Source organism: Tianweitania sp. (genome assembly GCF_032053605.1).
Classification (GTDB): Bacteria; Pseudomonadota; Alphaproteobacteria; order Rhizobiales; family Rhizobiaceae; genus Tianweitania.
Map to the genome: position 1 here is coordinate 13534 of NZ_DAMBUH010000028.1, position 15966 is coordinate 29499.

At 61.3% G+C, this 15966-nt stretch carries 13 protein-coding genes; 3 read left to right on the plus strand and 10 right to left on the minus strand.

Translation table 11 applies throughout. The features are described from left to right. Positions 1-6: 6 nt before the first annotated feature. The 8 genes from RTX98_RS08950 to RTX98_RS08985 all read right to left on the minus strand — a co-directional run bounded on the left by RTX98_RS08950 (position 7) and on the right by RTX98_RS08985 (position 6081). Positions 7-1248, minus strand: coding sequence for a M23 family metallopeptidase (locus RTX98_RS08950; protein ID WP_312796066.1), 1242 nt, complete (start codon positions 1246-1248; stop codon positions 7-9). A 313-nt stretch (positions 1249-1561) separates the two neighbouring features. After that, on the minus strand, positions 1562-2398 hold the full coding sequence (gene fghA, locus RTX98_RS08955; RefSeq protein WP_312796067.1) for an S-formylglutathione hydrolase: 837 nt from the start codon (positions 2396-2398) through the stop codon (positions 1562-1564). Then, positions 2395-2793, minus strand: coding sequence for a type II toxin-antitoxin system VapC family toxin (locus RTX98_RS08960; protein WP_312796069.1), 399 nt, complete (start codon positions 2791-2793; stop codon positions 2395-2397). Before RTX98_RS08960 ends, fghA begins: the two co-directional genes overlap by 4 nt. Continuing rightward, complete coding sequence (locus tag RTX98_RS08965) at positions 2783-3055, minus strand: FitA-like ribbon-helix-helix domain-containing protein (RefSeq protein ID WP_312796071.1); 273 nt, start codon at positions 3053-3055, stop codon at positions 2783-2785. The genes RTX98_RS08960 and RTX98_RS08965 overlap by 11 nt, the downstream gene beginning before the upstream one ends. A 56-nt stretch (positions 3056-3111) precedes the next feature. Continuing rightward, on the minus strand, positions 3112-3576 hold the full coding sequence (locus tag RTX98_RS08970) for a YaiI/YqxD family protein (protein WP_312796072.1): 465 nt from the start codon (positions 3574-3576) through the stop codon (positions 3112-3114). A 9-nt stretch (positions 3577-3585) separates the two neighbouring features. Next, positions 3586-4356 carry a hypothetical protein gene (locus RTX98_RS08975; protein WP_312796073.1) on the minus strand — a complete coding sequence of 257 codons (771 nt, stop codon included), beginning with the start codon at positions 4354-4356 and terminating at the stop codon, positions 3586-3588. Positions 4357-4411: 55 nt separating this feature from the next. Next, on the minus strand, positions 4412-4951 hold the full coding sequence (locus RTX98_RS08980) for an MOSC domain-containing protein (RefSeq protein ID WP_416223093.1): 540 nt from the start codon (positions 4949-4951) through the stop codon (positions 4412-4414). A gap of 2 nt (positions 4952-4953) precedes the next feature. Beyond that, positions 4954-6081, minus strand: a complete 1128-nt coding sequence (locus tag RTX98_RS08985; RefSeq protein ID WP_312796074.1) for an S-(hydroxymethyl)glutathione dehydrogenase/class III alcohol dehydrogenase — start codon at positions 6079-6081, stop codon at positions 4954-4956. A 190-nt stretch (positions 6082-6271) separates the two neighbouring features. Between RTX98_RS08985 and RTX98_RS08990 the strand changes: the two genes are divergently transcribed. The 3 genes from RTX98_RS08990 to RTX98_RS09000 all read left to right on the plus strand — a co-directional run bounded on the left by RTX98_RS08990 (position 6272) and on the right by RTX98_RS09000 (position 12961). Continuing rightward, positions 6272-8284 carry an acetyl/propionyl/methylcrotonyl-CoA carboxylase subunit alpha gene (locus RTX98_RS08990; RefSeq protein WP_312796076.1) on the plus strand — a complete coding sequence of 671 codons (2013 nt, stop codon included), beginning with the start codon at positions 6272-6274 and terminating at the stop codon, positions 8282-8284. 102 nt (positions 8285-8386) lie between these two features. Next, positions 8387-11908, plus strand: coding sequence for a DNA polymerase III subunit alpha (gene dnaE / locus RTX98_RS08995; protein WP_312796078.1), 3522 nt, complete (start codon positions 8387-8389; stop codon positions 11906-11908). A gap of 69 nt (positions 11909-11977) precedes the next feature. Beyond that, positions 11978-12961: a DUF2156 domain-containing protein gene (locus RTX98_RS09000; protein ID WP_312796080.1), complete on the plus strand. Its 984-nt coding sequence runs from the start codon at positions 11978-11980 to the stop codon at positions 12959-12961. Positions 12962-13077: 116 nt separating this feature from the next. Here RTX98_RS09000 and gltA read toward each other — a convergent pair whose 3' ends face one another. Both gltA and gltX read right to left on the minus strand, forming a co-directional pair. After that, the gene (gltA, locus tag RTX98_RS09005) at positions 13078-14367 is read right to left on the minus strand and encodes a citrate synthase (RefSeq protein WP_312796081.1); all 1290 of its coding nucleotides are present in this window, start codon (positions 14365-14367) and stop codon (positions 13078-13080) included. Between the two features lie 166 nt (positions 14368-14533). Then, positions 14534-15955, minus strand: a complete 1422-nt coding sequence (gltX, locus tag RTX98_RS09010; RefSeq protein WP_312796100.1) for a glutamate--tRNA ligase — start codon at positions 15953-15955, stop codon at positions 14534-14536. Positions 15956-15966: the final 11 nt, after the last annotated feature.

The following is a 15966-nucleotide window of genomic DNA, read 5'->3' on the forward strand; positions in this document are numbered from 1 at the left end:
TTTTCGTTAGAGGAAAGACTGAACCTGCTTGCCGGCCTTGATGAAGCGCAGCGGGTCGAGCGCCGTTCCATTCTTGCGCACTTCGTAGTGAAGGTGGGGCCCGGTCGAGCGACCGGAACTGCCGGTTTTTCCGACGATAGTGCCGCGCTCGATCGTGTCGCCCGGCGTGACCAGAATTTCGCTCATATGGGCGTAGCGCGTGGTGAAGCCCTTGCCATGATCGACTTCCACCATCCGGCCATAACCGCCGGCCCAACCCGCGCTGACCACCGTACCGGACGCTGTAGCCCGAATCGCGGTGCCGATCCCGGCACGAAAATCCATCCCGGAGTGCAGCGCCGCCGTGCCGATGATGGGATCGCGCCGGACGCCGAAGCTGGAGGAGACCGGACGGCCCGGCGCCGGGTTGGATATTGGCAGCCCGCGCGCTTGGCCCTTTACAGTGTCCAGCATGCGCAAGGCGGCATCCAGTTCGCGCACCCTTGCGTCGAACACCTGAGACTTGTCGAGCACCACCAACGGGCCGCCGACATCCGCTTTGCCGTAATCGACGTCGATCTCAAGCCCGGCTGACGCCAGCGCTTCCGAAATGGTGTCGGCTGTCTGGTACGCATCCTCGGCAAGGCTTTCCAACCGCTTGAGCTGATCGTCCTCGATGCTGCGCAGCGACTTGGTGATGGTCAGGAACGTCAGATCAGCCTGTTCGGCCGGCGTTTTGTTCAGATTTTCGGTGCGGGTCTTCCATAAAGCGGCAATTTGCGAGGCTTTGAAGCCGGATTTTTTCGGCGAAACCGTCCCCAGCTCCGCTTTTTTGAGCGCAGACTCCGGTTTTTCGGGAGCAGGCAGTGCACCGGCACGCTCCAGAATAGGGGCGATCACGCCCTGTCGCTCGGTGAGTGTCGTTTGCCGTTCGATCAGCTCGCCGACCTTCTTTTCCATCAATTGCTGATCGAGAAGTTGACGGCTGGTGATGCGATCGACCTGCGCGCGTAGGGCGGAGATGCGATCCTCGTAAGCTTGCTGCATGCGAGCCTGCCGCGCGACGCTTGCACCTATAAGATCGTCGCGAAGAACGAGATAGCTGGTAGCGAGAAGATAACCCATCGCAACGACTGCAAGGCAGCAACCGAGAAGCGCGGCAACCCACGGGCGGATCGTGAAGTGCCGGATCGACTCACCCCGGGCTATGATGATCGTGTGCGGTTCTTTGCGACGTCCAAGTACGGCCGATTGGGATGTGCTTTGCACGAGCCAGACACCTGTCGAGATCACAGAGGGAGGTGGCCTGATTACACTCGGTTAAGGTTAAGGAACCTTTCACATGCCTGCTCAGTGATGCGAAAAGCAAAAGGGCCGGCACATGGCCAGCCCTTTGTCAGATGCGCGAGGAACGTGGTTCAGCGCAGGAAGATCAGCAGCAGAATGATGATCGGGATCGGAATTCCCAGCAGCCAAAGCGCGATACCACGAAACATAGCGATCTCCTTTATAAGCGGATCAGTGAGTGTCGTTTGTTGAACGTCCTCACAGCCCGCAAGTTCCCGGGGATCAGACCACGTCCTCAAACAGCAAGCCGTTGCGCATGCCAGTGGAGGTGATCGTCCATGAATGTAGAGATGAAGTGGTAGGAGTGATCATAGCCCTCCCGCATGTTGAGCGTAAGCGGGATGCCGGCATCCTTGCAGGCGGTTTCCAGTAGCCAAGGCTGCAGGCCATTGTCGAGGAAGCTGTCGGCGCTTCCCTGATCCACCAGGAACTCGGGAAAGCGCTTACCGTCCTCGATCAGCGACACCGCATCATAAGCGCGCCAGGCGGCCTGATCTTCGCCCAAGTACTTCGTGAAAGCGTCTGTGGACCAGTGGGCTGTGCTCGGATGCACGATCGGCGCGAAAGTCGAGCAGCTGCGGAAGCGACCGGCATTCTTCAGAGCGAGGGTGAGGGCGCCATGGCCGCCCATGGAGTGGCCGAAGATCCCTTGCCGATCCATGTCCACCGGGAACTCGGACGCGATCAGCGCCGGAAGCTCTTCGGTGAGATAGGTATACATGCGGTAGTTGGCGCTGAATGGAGCCTGCGTGGCGTCGAGGTAAAAGCCGGCACCGCAGCCGAACTGCCAATTGTCAGGCTCATCCGGAACGGTCTGGCCGCGCGGGCTCGTATCCGGGCAGACGATGATCATCCCGAGTTCCGCTGCCAGGCGGCGATACTCGCCCTTGTCCAAGACGTTCTGGTGCGTGCAGGTGAGGCCGGACAGATACCACAACACCGGTAGCGGCTTCGTGCCGGACCTCGGCGGGACAAACACGGCAAACGTCATCTCGCAGGCACAAGCCGTGGAGTGATGCGCGTAAACGCCTTGGATGCCGCCGTGCGACTTTGCGGTGGAGATGGTTTTCATGCGTTCGCTTCTATGAGGTGAACTTTGATCGATAGAGTTTCAGCAATGACCGCGAGGCGTTTGTCTGCCGTCGCGAGCGGCTGAGCGGTCTGCAAGGCGAGGGCAAGGTACAGGCAGTCGTATATCTTATGTCCGGCTTGTTCAGCTAACTTAATGGCAGAGGGCAGCAGGAGCTGGTCGTCGACCAAGTTCGGGATGATGACGCGCAGCAGCTTCATCGTCTCGACGATGTCGAACGTTGGGTGACTTTGCCGCTGGTACTTCAGAAGCACGTTTGCGGTTTCCAGCATCAGCAGACTTGGAGCGGTCGGCGTGAGCGGCCTTAATGCCCGTGCTGCCGGAGAGAATGGCGTCTCGATCAGCCACGGGATGGCTACGCTTGCATCAATGATCATTGGCGCCGTTGACGCTGACGCCGTCTTCGTCCCGTTCGCGTTGTGCCTGCGTCCAGATCGCTTCCCACTCACCGCCGGTGAGGGGCGGCATGGTCGCGCGTTGAGCGTCGATCTTCGCCCAAGCTTCCTCGACCGTCATGGCCGCCCGCTCCAGGATCGCCTCTCGTGCAAACTGCTCGCTGGACTTACCTGCCGCTTTGGCGCGCCGCTGAAAGGCCTCCAGCACGTCCTTGGGGATGTTCCTGACCAACATGCTCGGCATGACAGTCTCCTCTGCTATCACGATGCTAGCATCGGTGCCTTATAGCAGCAAGACTGCTAGCGTTTTCCTGCGCGCCGCACCGTCAAATCGAGCGCGCTGAGGAAAGCGGAACGATCCCTGGCCGAAAAGCCTGGATTGAAGCCGCGGATTTCGCCGGTTTCGCGCAGATGTTGCTTCAGATCCCGCATCGCCACCGCCATGCCGATCGACTCCGGCGTGAAAGGGCGACCGGTTGGACCAAGCACATGCACGCCGCGTTCCACGCAGCGCGCTGCCAAGGGCACATCTGCAGTGATGACGATGTCGCCTGCGTTGCTGTTGTCCACGATCCAGTCGTCGGCCGCGTCGGCACTCTTCGGCACGACGACGTGCCGGATCATGGGGTCACGTGAGGGTCGCAAGCCGCCATTGGAGACAAAGGTGACCACAAGCCCGTGGCGCTCCGCCACGCGGACAACCTCATCCTTGACGGGGCAGGCGTCGGCATCGACGAGGATCTGAGTGGATGCAGTCTCGGTCATGCCTGGTGGTCAATCCGGGAGGTGGCAGCGCGTTAGGGCCGCGCTGTCCGAGGAAGCCGCCGTCGCGATCCTGAGTGTTTCCTGAGAAGGCAGCTCGAGACGGATCTCCTCCTCGATCTCCTTGCCGTCGGCAAAGCACGAGGCCTGGACGGTTGCCTTTCCATCGACCAGGCTGGGACCGGCCATGTTGCACACGCTGTCCTCGCGTCGGATCGTGGTTGGCGTGATCACCGCGAAGCTGGTGGCGTCCTGTTGATCGATCTTGGCGCAAGCCGCAGGCGACTGTGCCCATACGCCGACATAGTCCGGAGCTGCCCCACCGGCACGCGGCGTGGCGGCTGCACGCGTATCTGCATTCAGTTTGTCACGCGGCGAAAGCACCGCCTCAGGCTGGCTGGTGGGCGGAACGGGCGTGCCGGTAGCTTCGCGGATGCGACGCTCAAGATCCTGCCCAGCCGCACCGAGGTCCTTGGCTGCCTGATCGGCATAGGTGTCGAGGCGGCCGCGCAACTGGTTGGCCATATCGCGTGCCTGATCCAGGAGAGGACCGCTGTTTTCCAGCGCATCCTGCGCCTGCTTGCGTAGCTTCACGGCTTCTTCGCGTGCCGCATCGCCGGCAAGGTCGGCGGCTTCCTTCAGCCGGTCGAGCGCCTGCTGTGTCTTACTTGGCTGTGCCGGCGTTTCGCTTGCGGGTGGGTTGGCTTCGGCGGCCTGATCGTCGGAGCAGCCGACAAGGAACAGGGAAAGGGCCGTGGCAGTGGTCAGGATGAGCTTGTTCATGCGCCGCAATGTGGCGGCTGCGGCTGCAACATCAAGTGAGGTGTGGCGAGAAGGATCACACACATTCGAGAGGTTGATGCGGCTCGGCTGGATGCTGAACGGTGATCCGGTCGCCTGATCGGATCTCTCCGCCTGAAAGCACGACCGCCATGACGCCAGCCAGTCGCGCAAGGCTGCCATCCTCGTGGCGCTCGAGAACCGCGGCAGTGAGGCCACGCCCAAGCTGCTCGATCTGCGCGCACGGATTGCGCAAGCCGGTAAGTGCGATTTCCGCACCGCTTTGGAAGGAGAGCCGGGTACCGGTCGGCAGGGTCAACAGATCTATACCGACTGTCGTGACGTTCTCACCCATGTCTCCGGGCGCGACCGTGTAGCCCTTCGAGCGAAGCAGGTCGAACAGCTCGGCATGGATTAAATGGACCTGCCGCAGGTTCGGCTGCGTGGGGTCTTTGGCCACGCGCGAGCGATGTTTGACGGTGATGCCCTCATGCGCATCACCTGCCACGCCCAATCCCGCTTCAAGGGTAATGACGTCGCGGACCGGCTTGCTGAAGCTGTGCTCCGACGAGGAACAGACCGCGACGACTTCGGCCATGATCAGTAAACCACGACCGAACGGATGCTTTCACCGGCATGCATGAGATCGAAGCCCTTGTTGATTTCGTTCAGCGACAGCGTGTGGGTGATCATCGGGTCGATCTGGATCTTGCCTTCCATGTACCAGTCCACAATCTTCGGCACGTCCGTGCGCCCGCGTGCGCCGCCGAATGCCGTACCCTTCCAGGTGCGGCCGGTGACCAGCTGGAACGGACGCGTCGAGATTTCCTGACCCGCGCCGGCAACGCCGATGACGATGGATTCACCCCAGCCACGATGAGCGCTTTCAAGGGCTTGGCGCATGACCTTGACGTTGCCCGTGCAGTCGAACGTGTAGTCCGCACCGCCGATCTGGTCGGCTCCGCGCTTCGTGAGATTGACGAGGTAAGGCACGATGTCGCCATCGACTTCCTTCGGATTGACGAAATGCGTCATGCCGAAGCGCTCGCCCCATTCCTTCTTGTCGTTGTTGAGATCGACGCCGATGATCATGTCGGCACTGGCGAGCCGCAGGCCCTGAATGACGTTGAGGCCGATACCGCCTAGACCAAAGACGATCGCAGTCGCGCCGATTTCGACCTTGGCAGTGTTGATCACCGCACCGATGCCGGTGGTCACGCCACAGCCGATGTAGCAGATCTTGTCGAAGGGCGCGTCGGGATTGACCTTGGCCAGCGCGATCTCCGGCAGAACCGTGTGGTTCGCGAAGGTCGAACAGCCCATGTAATGGAAGATCTTGTCCTTGCCGATGGAAAAGCGCGAGGTGCCGTCCGGCATCACGCCCTGACCCTGCGTCGAGCGGATCGCGGTGCAGAGATTGGTCTTGCGCGACAGGCAGGACGGGCATTGGCGGCATTCCGGCGTGTACAGCGGAATGACATGGTCACCCTTCTTCAGCGAGGTCACGCCCGGCCCGACATCCACCACGATCCCAGCGCCTTCATGGCCGAGAATGGCAGGAAACAGGCCTTCTGGGTCAGCGCCGGAAAGCGTGAACTCATCCGTGTGGCAGATGCCGGTCGCCTTGATCTCAACGAGGACCTCGCCTTCGCGCGGACCTTCTAGATCGACTTCCATGATCTCCAGCGGCTTTCCAGCGGCAATGGCGACGGCGGCGCGGGTCTTCATGAGCGTATCTCCGAACGGTTCTTGACGGCAGAGGTCTCAGGTTTCCGGATCGGGATCAAGCCCGATGAACGCTCTTGGCTTTGTTCTCGCCGTAGAGGTCAGCGCGTTGATGGCGACCAAACATTCGTTAGGCTTGCTTGACGAGCGTGATGGAGGCCATAAAAGGGGCAGGCTGAGGAGGATCTAGCAAGTGTTCGATAAGATTCTGATCGCCAATCGCGGCGAGATCGCCTGCCGCGTCATCAAGACCGCACGCAAGATGGGCATCAAGACGGTCGCGGTGTATTCGGATGCCGACCGCGACGCCATGCATGTCGAGATGGCGGACGAAGCGGTGCATATCGGACCGGCGCCCGCAGCGCAGAGCTATCTCCTGCCTGAAAAGATCATCGAAGCCTGCACGCAGACGGGCGCGCAGGCGGTGCATCCCGGGTACGGCTTCCTGTCCGAACGCGCATCGTTCTGCGAAGCGCTTGAGGCCGAGGGGATCATCTTCATCGGTCCGAAGCCGAAGGCCATCAAGGCCATGGGCGACAAGATCGAGTCCAAGAAGTTTGCCAACGCCGCAAAGGTCAGCACGGTGCCGGGTTATCTCGGCGAAATCCGCGATGCCGATCATGCGGTCGAGATTGCCGGCGAGATCGGCTATCCCGTGATGATCAAGGCCTCGGCCGGCGGCGGCGGCAAGGGCATGCGCATTGCCTGGAACGAGGCGGAAACACGGGAAGGTTTTCAGTCCTCGCGCAACGAGGCGAAAAGCTCGTTCGGCGACGACCGCATCTTCATCGAGAAGTTCGTGGTCGATCCGCGCCACATCGAGATCCAGGTTCTCGGCGACGCGTACGGCAACGTCATCTATCTCGGCGAGCGCGAGTGCTCGATCCAGCGCCGTAACCAGAAGGTCGTGGAAGAAGCGCCATCGCCCTTCCTGGATGAAGAAACCCGCCGCGCGATGGGCGAGCAGTCCGTCGCGCTCGCCAAGGCGGTGGATTACCAAAGTGCCGGCACGGTCGAGTTCATCGTCGATAAGAACAAGAACTTCTACTTCCTTGAAATGAATACACGTTTGCAGGTCGAGCATCCTGTCACCGAACTGGTGACCGGCGTCGATCTCGTGGAGCAGATGATCCGCGTCGCAGCCGGCGAGCCGTTGACGATCGGCCAGGATGACGTGACGCTGAACGGCTGGGCGGTGGAGAGCCGCCTTTATGCCGAAGATCCTTACCGCAACTTTCTGCCTTCGATCGGCCGTCTCACCCGCTACCGGCCGCCGGAAGAGGGTGAGAGCGGCGACGTCATCGTGCGCAACGATACGGGCGTGACAGAGGGATCGGAGATCTCGATGTTCTACGATCCCATGATCGCCAAGCTCTGCACCTGGGCACCGACTCGTATCGAAGCGATTGACGCGATGTCTGTGGCTTTGGACGAGTTCGTGGTGGATGGCATCGAGCACAACATCCCGTTCCTCGCCGCCCTCATGCAGCACCCGCGCTGGCGCGAAGGTCGGCTCTCGACCGGCTTCATTGCCGAGGAATATCCGGACGGCTTTGCGCCGAGCCTGCCCGAGGCGAACGAACAGCGCGTGATCGCAGCCGTGGCGCTTGCCGTGGAACTCCTCCGCCGCGATCGCCTCGACCGCCATGTCGGTCGCCTGGCGCCGCATTCCGGTGCGATGAAGCCGGACTGGGTGGTTCGCATCGGCGACGAATATCTTGATGTCTCGATCGTTGAAGGCATGATCTCCAGCCCCATCGAAGTTGATCTCGCGATTGCCGGCGGTAAACCTGTGACAGTCGCTTCCGACTGGCGGCCGGGCGATGCTGTCTGGAAAGGCGAAGTCGGGGGGAAGGCGGTCTCGGCGCAGATCCGCCCTGTTCTGAACGGCACCCGCATCGCGTGGAACGGCAAGGCCGTGGTTGCCAGGGTGATGCTGCCCAACATCGCCGCACTCGAAAAGCTGATGCCGGTGAAGCTGCCGCCGGACACGTCTAAGATGCTGCTTTGCCCTATGCCTGGCCTGGTCGTGTCGGTTTCGGTCGAGGAGGGTCAAGAGGTCAAGGCCGGCGAAACGCTGGCGGTGGTCGAGGCGATGAAGATGGAAAACGTGCTGCGGGCCGAGCGCGATCTGACGATTTCCAAGATCAACGCCAAGGCCGGCGACAGTCTTGCTGTGGATGCCGTGATCATGGAGTTCGCGTGACGCAGCGGCTGTGATTTCCCAGCCGTTTTGACTCGACCCTGCGCTCTTGATCCCGGACAATGCCGGCACGACATCTGAGTCCTGCCGGCAGCCGGAATCCTTATGAGCGACAAACTTCCACGCGATCCGCTAAAGCGCGAAGCGGCGGTCAAGGCCGCATTGCCGGAGACGCCTGCTCGTCCCTTCGTCCATCTGCGCGTGCATTCCGCCTATTCGCTGCTGGAAGGCGCGTTGCCGGTCGGCAAGATCGTCGGCCATGCGGTCAAGGATGCCGCGCCGGCCATCGCCATTACCGACACCAACAACCTCTTCGGCGCGTTGGAATTTGCCCAGAAGGCGACCAAGGAAGGCGTGCAGCCGATCGTCGGCTGCCAGCTCGACGTCTGCTTCGATGACGAGGAGCCGGACACCTCACGCTCGGCGCGCAAAAACGGCCCGACCTACTATCAGGTCATCCTGATTGCCGCGACCGAAGCCGGCTACGCCAATCTCGTGCGGCTCGTCAGCCGCTCCTACCTGAATCATCCGGACGTCGTCGCACCGCACATCCTCATGGAATGGATGGAGGAGCTGGCGGATGGCGTGATCTGCCTGACCGGCGGCCCCACGGGGGCGATCGGCTGCATGCTGGCCACCGACAAGCGCCCTCTCGCCGAAGCGCGCATGGAGAAGCTGAAGGCGATCTTCGGCGATCGGCTTTATGTCGAACTGCAACGCCAGCAAGGCTATAGCCGACAGGTCGAGGCAGGGCTGATCGACCTCGCCTACAGCCATGACCTGCCGCTGGTAGCGACCAACGAAGCCTATTTCCCCAAGCGCGACGATTACGATGCGCATGACGCGCTGGTCGCGATCGCGGAAGGCTCGGTCGTTGCGGAAGATAACCGCCGTCGCCTGACACCGGATCACTACCTCAAAAGCCAGGCCGACATGTGCCGGCTTTTTGCCGACCTGCCCGAGGCGATCGACTCCACGGTCGAGATCGCCATGCGGTGTTCCTATTACCCGAAGAACCGCAAGCCGATTCTGCCGCGCTTTACGGGTGGCGATGTGGCAGATGCCGAGGAGGCGGTCAGGGCAGAGGCCGACGAACTCAAGCGGCAGGCGCGCGAAGGTTTGGCCTACCGCCTCGAGCATTTCGGCATGACGCCGGGCTACACGCCCGAGCAATATTCCGAACGGCTGGAATTCGAGCTCGGCATTATCGAGCGCATGAAGTTTCCCGGCTACTTCCTGATCGTGGCGGACTTTATCAAGTGGGCCAAGGCGCATGACATTCCGGTCGGCCCGGGTCGCGGTTCAGGCGCGGGCTCGCTGGTTGCTTATGCCTTGACCATCACGGACGTCGATCCGCTGCGTTTTTCACTGCTGTTTGAGCGCTTCTTGAACCCCGACCGCGTTTCGATGCCCGATTTCGACATCGACTTCTGCCAGGACCGGCGTGAAGAGGTGATCCGTTACGTTCAGGGCAAGTATGGCCGCGATCAGGTCGGCCAGATTATCACCTTCGGAACGCTGCAGGCGCGCGCCGTGCTGCGCGACGTCGGCCGAGTGCTGCAGATGCCCTATGGCCAGGTCGATCGTCTCTGCAAGATGGTGCCGGCGAACCCCGCCAACCCGGTGACGCTGGCCAAGGCGATCGAGGGCGAGCCGCGCTTCCAGGAAGAGATCGACCGCGAGCCGATCGTGCAAACCCTGCTCGACATCGCGCAGAAGCTCGAAGGCTTGTTCCGCCACGCGTCCACACACGCCGCCGGCATCGTGATCGGTGATCGGCCACTGTCGGAACTCGTGCCGATGTATCGCGATCCCCGCTCGGACATGCCGGTCACGCAGTTCAACATGAAATATGTCGAACAGGCCGGTCTGGTGAAGTTCGACTTCCTCGGCCTGAAGACGCTGACCACGCTCGAAAATGCCGTGCGCCTGATCAAGCGGCGTGGAGTCGACATCGATCTGCCACGCCTGCCGCTGGACGACAGACAAACCTACGAGATGCTGTCGCGCGGCGAAGTCGTCGGGGTGTTCCAGGTGGAATCCGCCGGCATGCGCAAGGCGCTGATCGGCATGAAACCCGACCGCATCGAGGACATCATTGCGCTGGTGGCGCTTTATCGCCCGGGTCCGATGGAGAACATCCCGACCTACAATGCACGCAAGCATGGCGAGGAGGAGATCGCCTCCATCCATCCCATGATCGACCACCTGGTGAAGGAGACGCAGGGCGTCATCGTTTACCAGGAGCAGGTCATGCAGATCGCGCAGGTTCTGTCCGGCTATACGCTGGGCGAAGCCGACCTTCTCCGTCGCGCTATGGGCAAGAAGATCCGCGCCGAGATGGAGGTGCAGCGTGTGCGCTTCGTGGAAGGCGCGGTGAAAAACGGGCTGACCAAGCCGCAAGCCGACTTCATCTTCGACCTGCTCGCCAAGTTCGCCGACTACGGCTTCAACAAGTCGCACGCCGCAGCCTATGCGATCGTTTCGTACCAGACCGCCTATCTCAAAGCCCATTACCCCGTGGAGTTTCTGGCGGCGTCGATGACGCTCGACATGAACAACACGGAGAAGCTATCTGACTTCCGGCAGGATGCGATGCGCCTCGGCATCGAAGTCGTGCCGCCTTCGGTCAAGACCTCGCACCGCATCTTCGAAGTCGGCGAGAACAAGATCTTTTATTCGCTGGCAGCCATCAAGGGTGTTGGCGAACATGCGGTCGACCACATCGTCGAGAAGCGCAAGGAAGGCCAGTTCTCCTCGCTGGAAGATTTCTGCACCCGCATCGACTGCAAGATCGTCGGAAAGCGTGTGTTCGAAAGCCTGATCCAGGCCGGCGCTTTCGATTGCTTCGGCTATGACCGTTCGGCACTGATGGCCGGCATCGAGCGCATGATGGGCATGGCCCAACGCGCCGCGGAAAATGCCGCCAGCGGGCAGGGTGACATCTTCGGCGGTGCCGCTGCACAGCCAGAGAAGCTTTATCTGCCGCCCGCTGATGCCTGGTTGCCTGCGGACCGTTTGCAGCGCGAGTTCCAGGCCATCGGCTTCTACCTTTCGGCCCATCCCCTCGATGAATACCGCAGTGTTCTCGCAAAGATGCGCGTCCAGAACTGGAGCGACTTCCAGGCAGCGGTGAAGAAGGGTGCCACGGCCGGTCGGCTGGCCGGCACCGTGACTTCCAAGCAGGAGCGGCGCACTCGCACCGGCAACAAGATGGGCATCATCATGCTGTCCGACTCATCGGGACAATATGAGACCGTGCTGTTTTCCGAGGCGTTGGCGCAGTATCGCGACTTCCTGGAGCCTGGTACCTCGCTGGTCATTACCGTAGCAGCCGAAGACAGGCCGGAGGGTGTTAACCTGCGCATCCAGACGGTACAGTCGCTCGATGAGGAAGCCAGCCGCGTGCAGAAGGCACTACGCGTTTTCGTGCGCGATGCCGCTCCCATCCAGATCGTGTCGAACCAGCTTAACACGCGTGGTGAGGGCCAAGTCAGTTTCGTCGTGGTCAAGGATGGCGGGCAGGGCGAGATCGAGGTCCAGTTGCAGGACCGATACCGGATCGAGCCCCGCATGGCGTCAGCCATCAAGGCAGTGCCAGGGGTTCTCGAAGTCGAACTCGTGTAAAAGGCGGCCGCAGCTTTTTTCTGCGTTTTGCCTCTGTTCGAGCACAGGGTTTTCCTATCTGTCGCCGGGATGAATGCACATCCCGAATCCAAGCGCCGCGCGCTGCTCGAACAGCATGGACGCTTCCCCGTGGCCTACTCCGCCGCGTTCCAGCCTGATCTGCTGTATTTCGGCGATCAGAATGGCTTCCTCAGCTACAAGATGGTAGGCGGCACTGCTTTCGTGCTCGCCGATCCTGTTGCGCCGACGGATCACCACGGCGCCTTGATCGATGCCTTCATGGCCAAGTACCGGGATGTCAGCTTCTGGCAGATCTCGCATGCCACGGCCGCGTTGCTCAACGCGCGCGGCTTCTTCGTGAATGCATTCGGGTCGGAAACTGTCGTCGACCTCCGCAGCTTCTCGTTCAAGGGGCCGTCGCGCCGTAGCTTTCGAACGGCCGCAAACCGTTTTGCAGCCAGCGGTCACACCGTGCGCGAAGTTCCGCTCGCGGGCGAGATGGCGAAAAAGCTGCAGGCGGTATCCGACGCCTGGCGGCGGTCAAAGGCCACGAAGAGCCGAGAATTGCGCTTCCTCGTACGACCGGTCGTGCTCGACGATGAACCCGGCGCTCGTAAATTCGTGCTGTTCAACGCACGAGGAGAGCCGGAGGGCTTTGCCTTCTTCGATCCGGTTTACGAGCAGGGGCAGGTTGTCGGTTATCTCTCCGCAACACGGCGATGGTTACCGGACACCGATCCTCTAGCCGGCTATCTGCTGATGCGCGCGGCGATCGAGACCTTTCAGGCTGAAGGCGTCCGCAACCTGCATCTCGGCCTGTCGCCCTTTCACCTGATAGAAGACAAGGAGTTCAACAAGAACTGGGTGACGCGGCGCGGCTTTCGCTTCTTTTATACGAACGACTTCACCAATCGCTTCTTGTACCCTGTCCGCTCTTTATCGCAGCACAAGGACATCTATGGCGGGGAACAACGTCTGGTCTACGTCGCCTTCAATCGGCTGCCCGCGGTGCTGCGGCTGTTAAAGCTGCTGCGCGCCTGTCGGATCATTTGATCCGTCAGAAAGATGACGCCGGAGCGTCCAACACTTGCGGAGCCAGGTCGATTATCTTGCCCATATAACGAAAGAAGCCCGGCGTTGAGGCCGGGCTTCTTCGTGTTCGTAGCCGATCAGCGCTTGGCGATCGGTGTGTAATCGCGCTGCGTGTAGCCGGTGTAAAGCTGACGCGGACGGCCGATCTTCTGGCTCGGATCCTCGATCATTTCCTTCCACTGCGCGATCCAGCCAACCGTGCGGGCAACGGCGAACAGCACCGTGAACATGGTGGTCGGGAAGCCGAGCGCCTTCAGCGTGATGCCGGAATAGAAGTCGATGTTCGGGTAGAGCTTCTTTTCAATAAAGTACGGGTCGGTCAGCGCGATCTTTTCGAGCTCCATCGCGACGTCCAACAGCGGATCGTCCTTGATGCCGAGCTCGCCGAGAACCTCATGCGTGGTCTTCTGCATGATCTTGGCGCGCGGATCGTAGTTCTTGTAGACGCGGTGACCGAAGCCCATCAGGCGGAACGGATCGTTCTTGTCCTTGGCGCGGGCAATGAACTCCGGAATGCGGTCGACCGAACCGATTTCGCCCAGCATGTTGAGCGCCGCTTCGTTGGCGCCGCCATGCGCCGGACCCCACAGGCAGGCAATGCCGGCAGCGATACAAGCGAAGGGGTTGGCACCCGAGGAACCGGCAAGGCGCACGGTCGAGGTCGAGGCGTTCTGCTCGTGATCGGCATGCAGGATGAAGATCCGCTCCATGGCGCGCGCCAGGATCGGGTTCACCTTGTAGTCCTCGCATGGAACCGCGAAGCACATATGGAGGAAGTTCGCCGCGAAGTTCAGCTCGTTCTTCGGATAAACGAACGGCTGGCCGACATGGTACTTGTAGGCCATCGCCGCGATCGTCGGCATTTTTGCGATCAGGCGGATCGAGGCGATCATGCGCTGCTGGGGATCCGAGATGTCGGTCGAGTCGTGGTAGAAGGCGGAAAGCGCGCCAACCACGCCGCACATGACGGCCATCGGATGCGCATCGCGGCGGAAGCCGCGGAAGAACCAGCCAAGCTGCTCATGCACCATGGTGTGGCGTGTCACGCGCAGGTCAAAATCTTCCTTTTGCGTGCGCGTCGGCAGTTCGCCGTAAAGAAGCAGATAGCAGACTTCCAGGAAGTCGCCCTGTTCTGCCAGCTGTTCGATAGGATAGCCGCGATGCAGGAGCACGCCTTCATCACCATCAATATAGGTGATTTCCGACTCGCACGATGCGGTTGAAGTAAACCCGGGATCGTAGGTGAAGGCCCCGGTTTCCTTGTACAAGGAGCCGATATCGACCACGTCCGGCCCGACCGAGCCCTTTCGGACCTTCAAATTAATAGATTTACCGTTGAGGCTAAAATCAGCGTTCGCGTCGGTCATCGCAAAGTCCTTCTCATTACTGGAAGACGCCATGGCGGAAAAATTGCCGAAGTGTGGCGAAAACCCGCAGGCAGGGCAGTGCTATCGTATTCAGCAGGGCGTGCCAAGGATTCCGGCATCTAATGTTGCACTGCCATAAGTGCACTGCAACTGAGTTGTTCCAACCCTAACCGATTTGGTCAGAAAGACGGCCTAGCGACTCCTGCTTTCCGAGCACAGCCAGTACATCGAACACGCCGGGCGACGTGCTGCGGCCAGTCAATGCAGCGCGGAGCGGCTGCGCGACCTTGCCGAGTTTCAAGCCTGCTTTTTCAGCAACCTCGCGAACGGCAGCTTCCGCGGATGCCGCCGACCAGTCTTCTACGGACAACAAAGCATCGTGCGCCTCGCTCAGCACCTTGCGTGCATCGGCATCAAGGATTTGCGCCGCCTTTTCGTCGAGCGGAAGCGGACGAGCGGCAAAAAGGTAGCCGGCGCTGTCGGCAAGCTCCACCAGCGTCTTTGCACGTTCTTTCAAGCCCGGCATGGCAGCGCTGAGCTGTTCGCGCTTGCTATCATCCAGCTTCGCCAAAGTAGCCTCGCCGTTCGGCAGGTAGGGCAGCGTGTCAATCAGGGCTGCGGTGAGGGCGGCATCATCCATGCGCCGCATATGGACGCCGTTTACGGCTTCCAGCTTGGCAAAGTCGAAGCGCGCCGCACCCTTGTTGACGTCCTCGATCTCGAACCAGCGGACCATGTCCTCGATGGTCATGATCTCGTCGTCGCCATGGCTCCAGCCCAGGCGTGCGAGATAGTTGCACAGCGCTTCTGGCAGGTAGCCCATCTCGCGATAGGCTTCGACGCCGAGCGCGCCGTGGCGTTTGGAAAGCTTGGCACCGTCCGCACCGTGGATCAGCGGGATATGCGCCATGACCGGAACGTCCCAGTTCATCGCCTGGTAGATCACGGTCTGGCGCGCGGCGTTGGTCAGATGGTCGTCGCCGCGGATGATATGGGTGACGCCCATGTCGTGATCGTCCACCACGACGGCGTGCATGTAGGTCGGGTTGCCATCCGAGCGCAGGATGATGAAATCGTCGAGATCCTTGTTGGGAAAGCGCACTTCGCCCTGAACGCGGTCCATGACAACGGTTTCACCCTCACGCGGGGCCTTGATGCGGATCGCGGGCTTCACACCGGCAGGGGCCTCGGACGGATCGCGGTCGCGCCAACGGCCGTCGTAGCGCGGTGGGCGACCTTCGGCCTTGGCCTTTTCGCGCATTTCGTCGAGTTCGGCCGGCGTGGCATAGCAGCGGTAAGCAGCCCCCTTGGCCACCAGCTCCTCGGCGACCTCGCGGTGACGCTCGGCGCCCGCGAACTGAGAGATCGGCTCCCCTTCCCAGGTCAGGCCGAGCCACTTCAAGCCATCGAGAATCGCGGCCGTTGCCGCATCGGTCGAGCGCTCGCGATCGGTGTCTTCGATGCGCAGCAGCATCGTGCCGCCGGTGTGCTGGGCATAAAGCCAGTTGAACAATGCCGTGCGCGCGCCGCCGATATGCAGATAGCCCGTGGGCGAGGGCGCGAAGCGGGTGACAATGGGCTTCGACATGGGGAGATCCG

What these genes read in the sequence shown, in the direction of transcription:
- gltX (WP_312796100.1), bottom strand. Translation starts at nt 15,955, where the DNA reads ATGTCGAAGCCCATTGTCACCCGCTTCGCGCCCTCGCCCACGGGCTAT.
- RTX98_RS08975 (WP_312796073.1), bottom strand. Translation starts at nt 4,356, where the DNA reads ATGAACAAGCTCATCCTGACCACTGCCACGGCCCTTTCCCTGTTCCTT.
- RTX98_RS08970 (WP_312796072.1), bottom strand. Translation starts at nt 3,576, where the DNA reads ATGACCGAGACTGCATCCACTCAGATCCTCGTCGATGCCGACGCCTGC.
- gltA (WP_312796081.1), bottom strand. Translation starts at nt 14,367, where the DNA reads ATGACCGACGCGAACGCTGATTTTAGCCTCAACGGTAAATCTATTAAT.
- dnaE (WP_312796078.1), top strand. Translation starts at nt 8,387, where the DNA reads ATGAGCGACAAACTTCCACGCGATCCGCTAAAGCGCGAAGCGGCGGTC.
- RTX98_RS08965 (WP_312796071.1), bottom strand. Translation starts at nt 3,055, where the DNA reads ATGCCGAGCATGTTGGTCAGGAACATCCCCAAGGACGTGCTGGAGGCC.
- RTX98_RS08980 (WP_416223093.1), bottom strand. Translation starts at nt 4,951, where the DNA reads ATGGCCGAAGTCGTCGCGGTCTGTTCCTCGTCGGAGCACAGCTTCAGC.
- RTX98_RS09000 (WP_312796080.1), top strand. Translation starts at nt 11,978, where the DNA reads ATGAATGCACATCCCGAATCCAAGCGCCGCGCGCTGCTCGAACAGCAT.
- RTX98_RS08960 (WP_312796069.1), bottom strand. Translation starts at nt 2,793, where the DNA reads ATGATCATTGATGCAAGCGTAGCCATCCCGTGGCTGATCGAGACGCCA.
- RTX98_RS08985 (WP_312796074.1), bottom strand. Translation starts at nt 6,081, where the DNA reads ATGAAGACCCGCGCCGCCGTCGCCATTGCCGCTGGAAAGCCGCTGGAG.
- fghA (WP_312796067.1), bottom strand. Translation starts at nt 2,398, where the DNA reads ATGAAAACCATCTCCACCGCAAAGTCGCACGGCGGCATCCAAGGCGTT.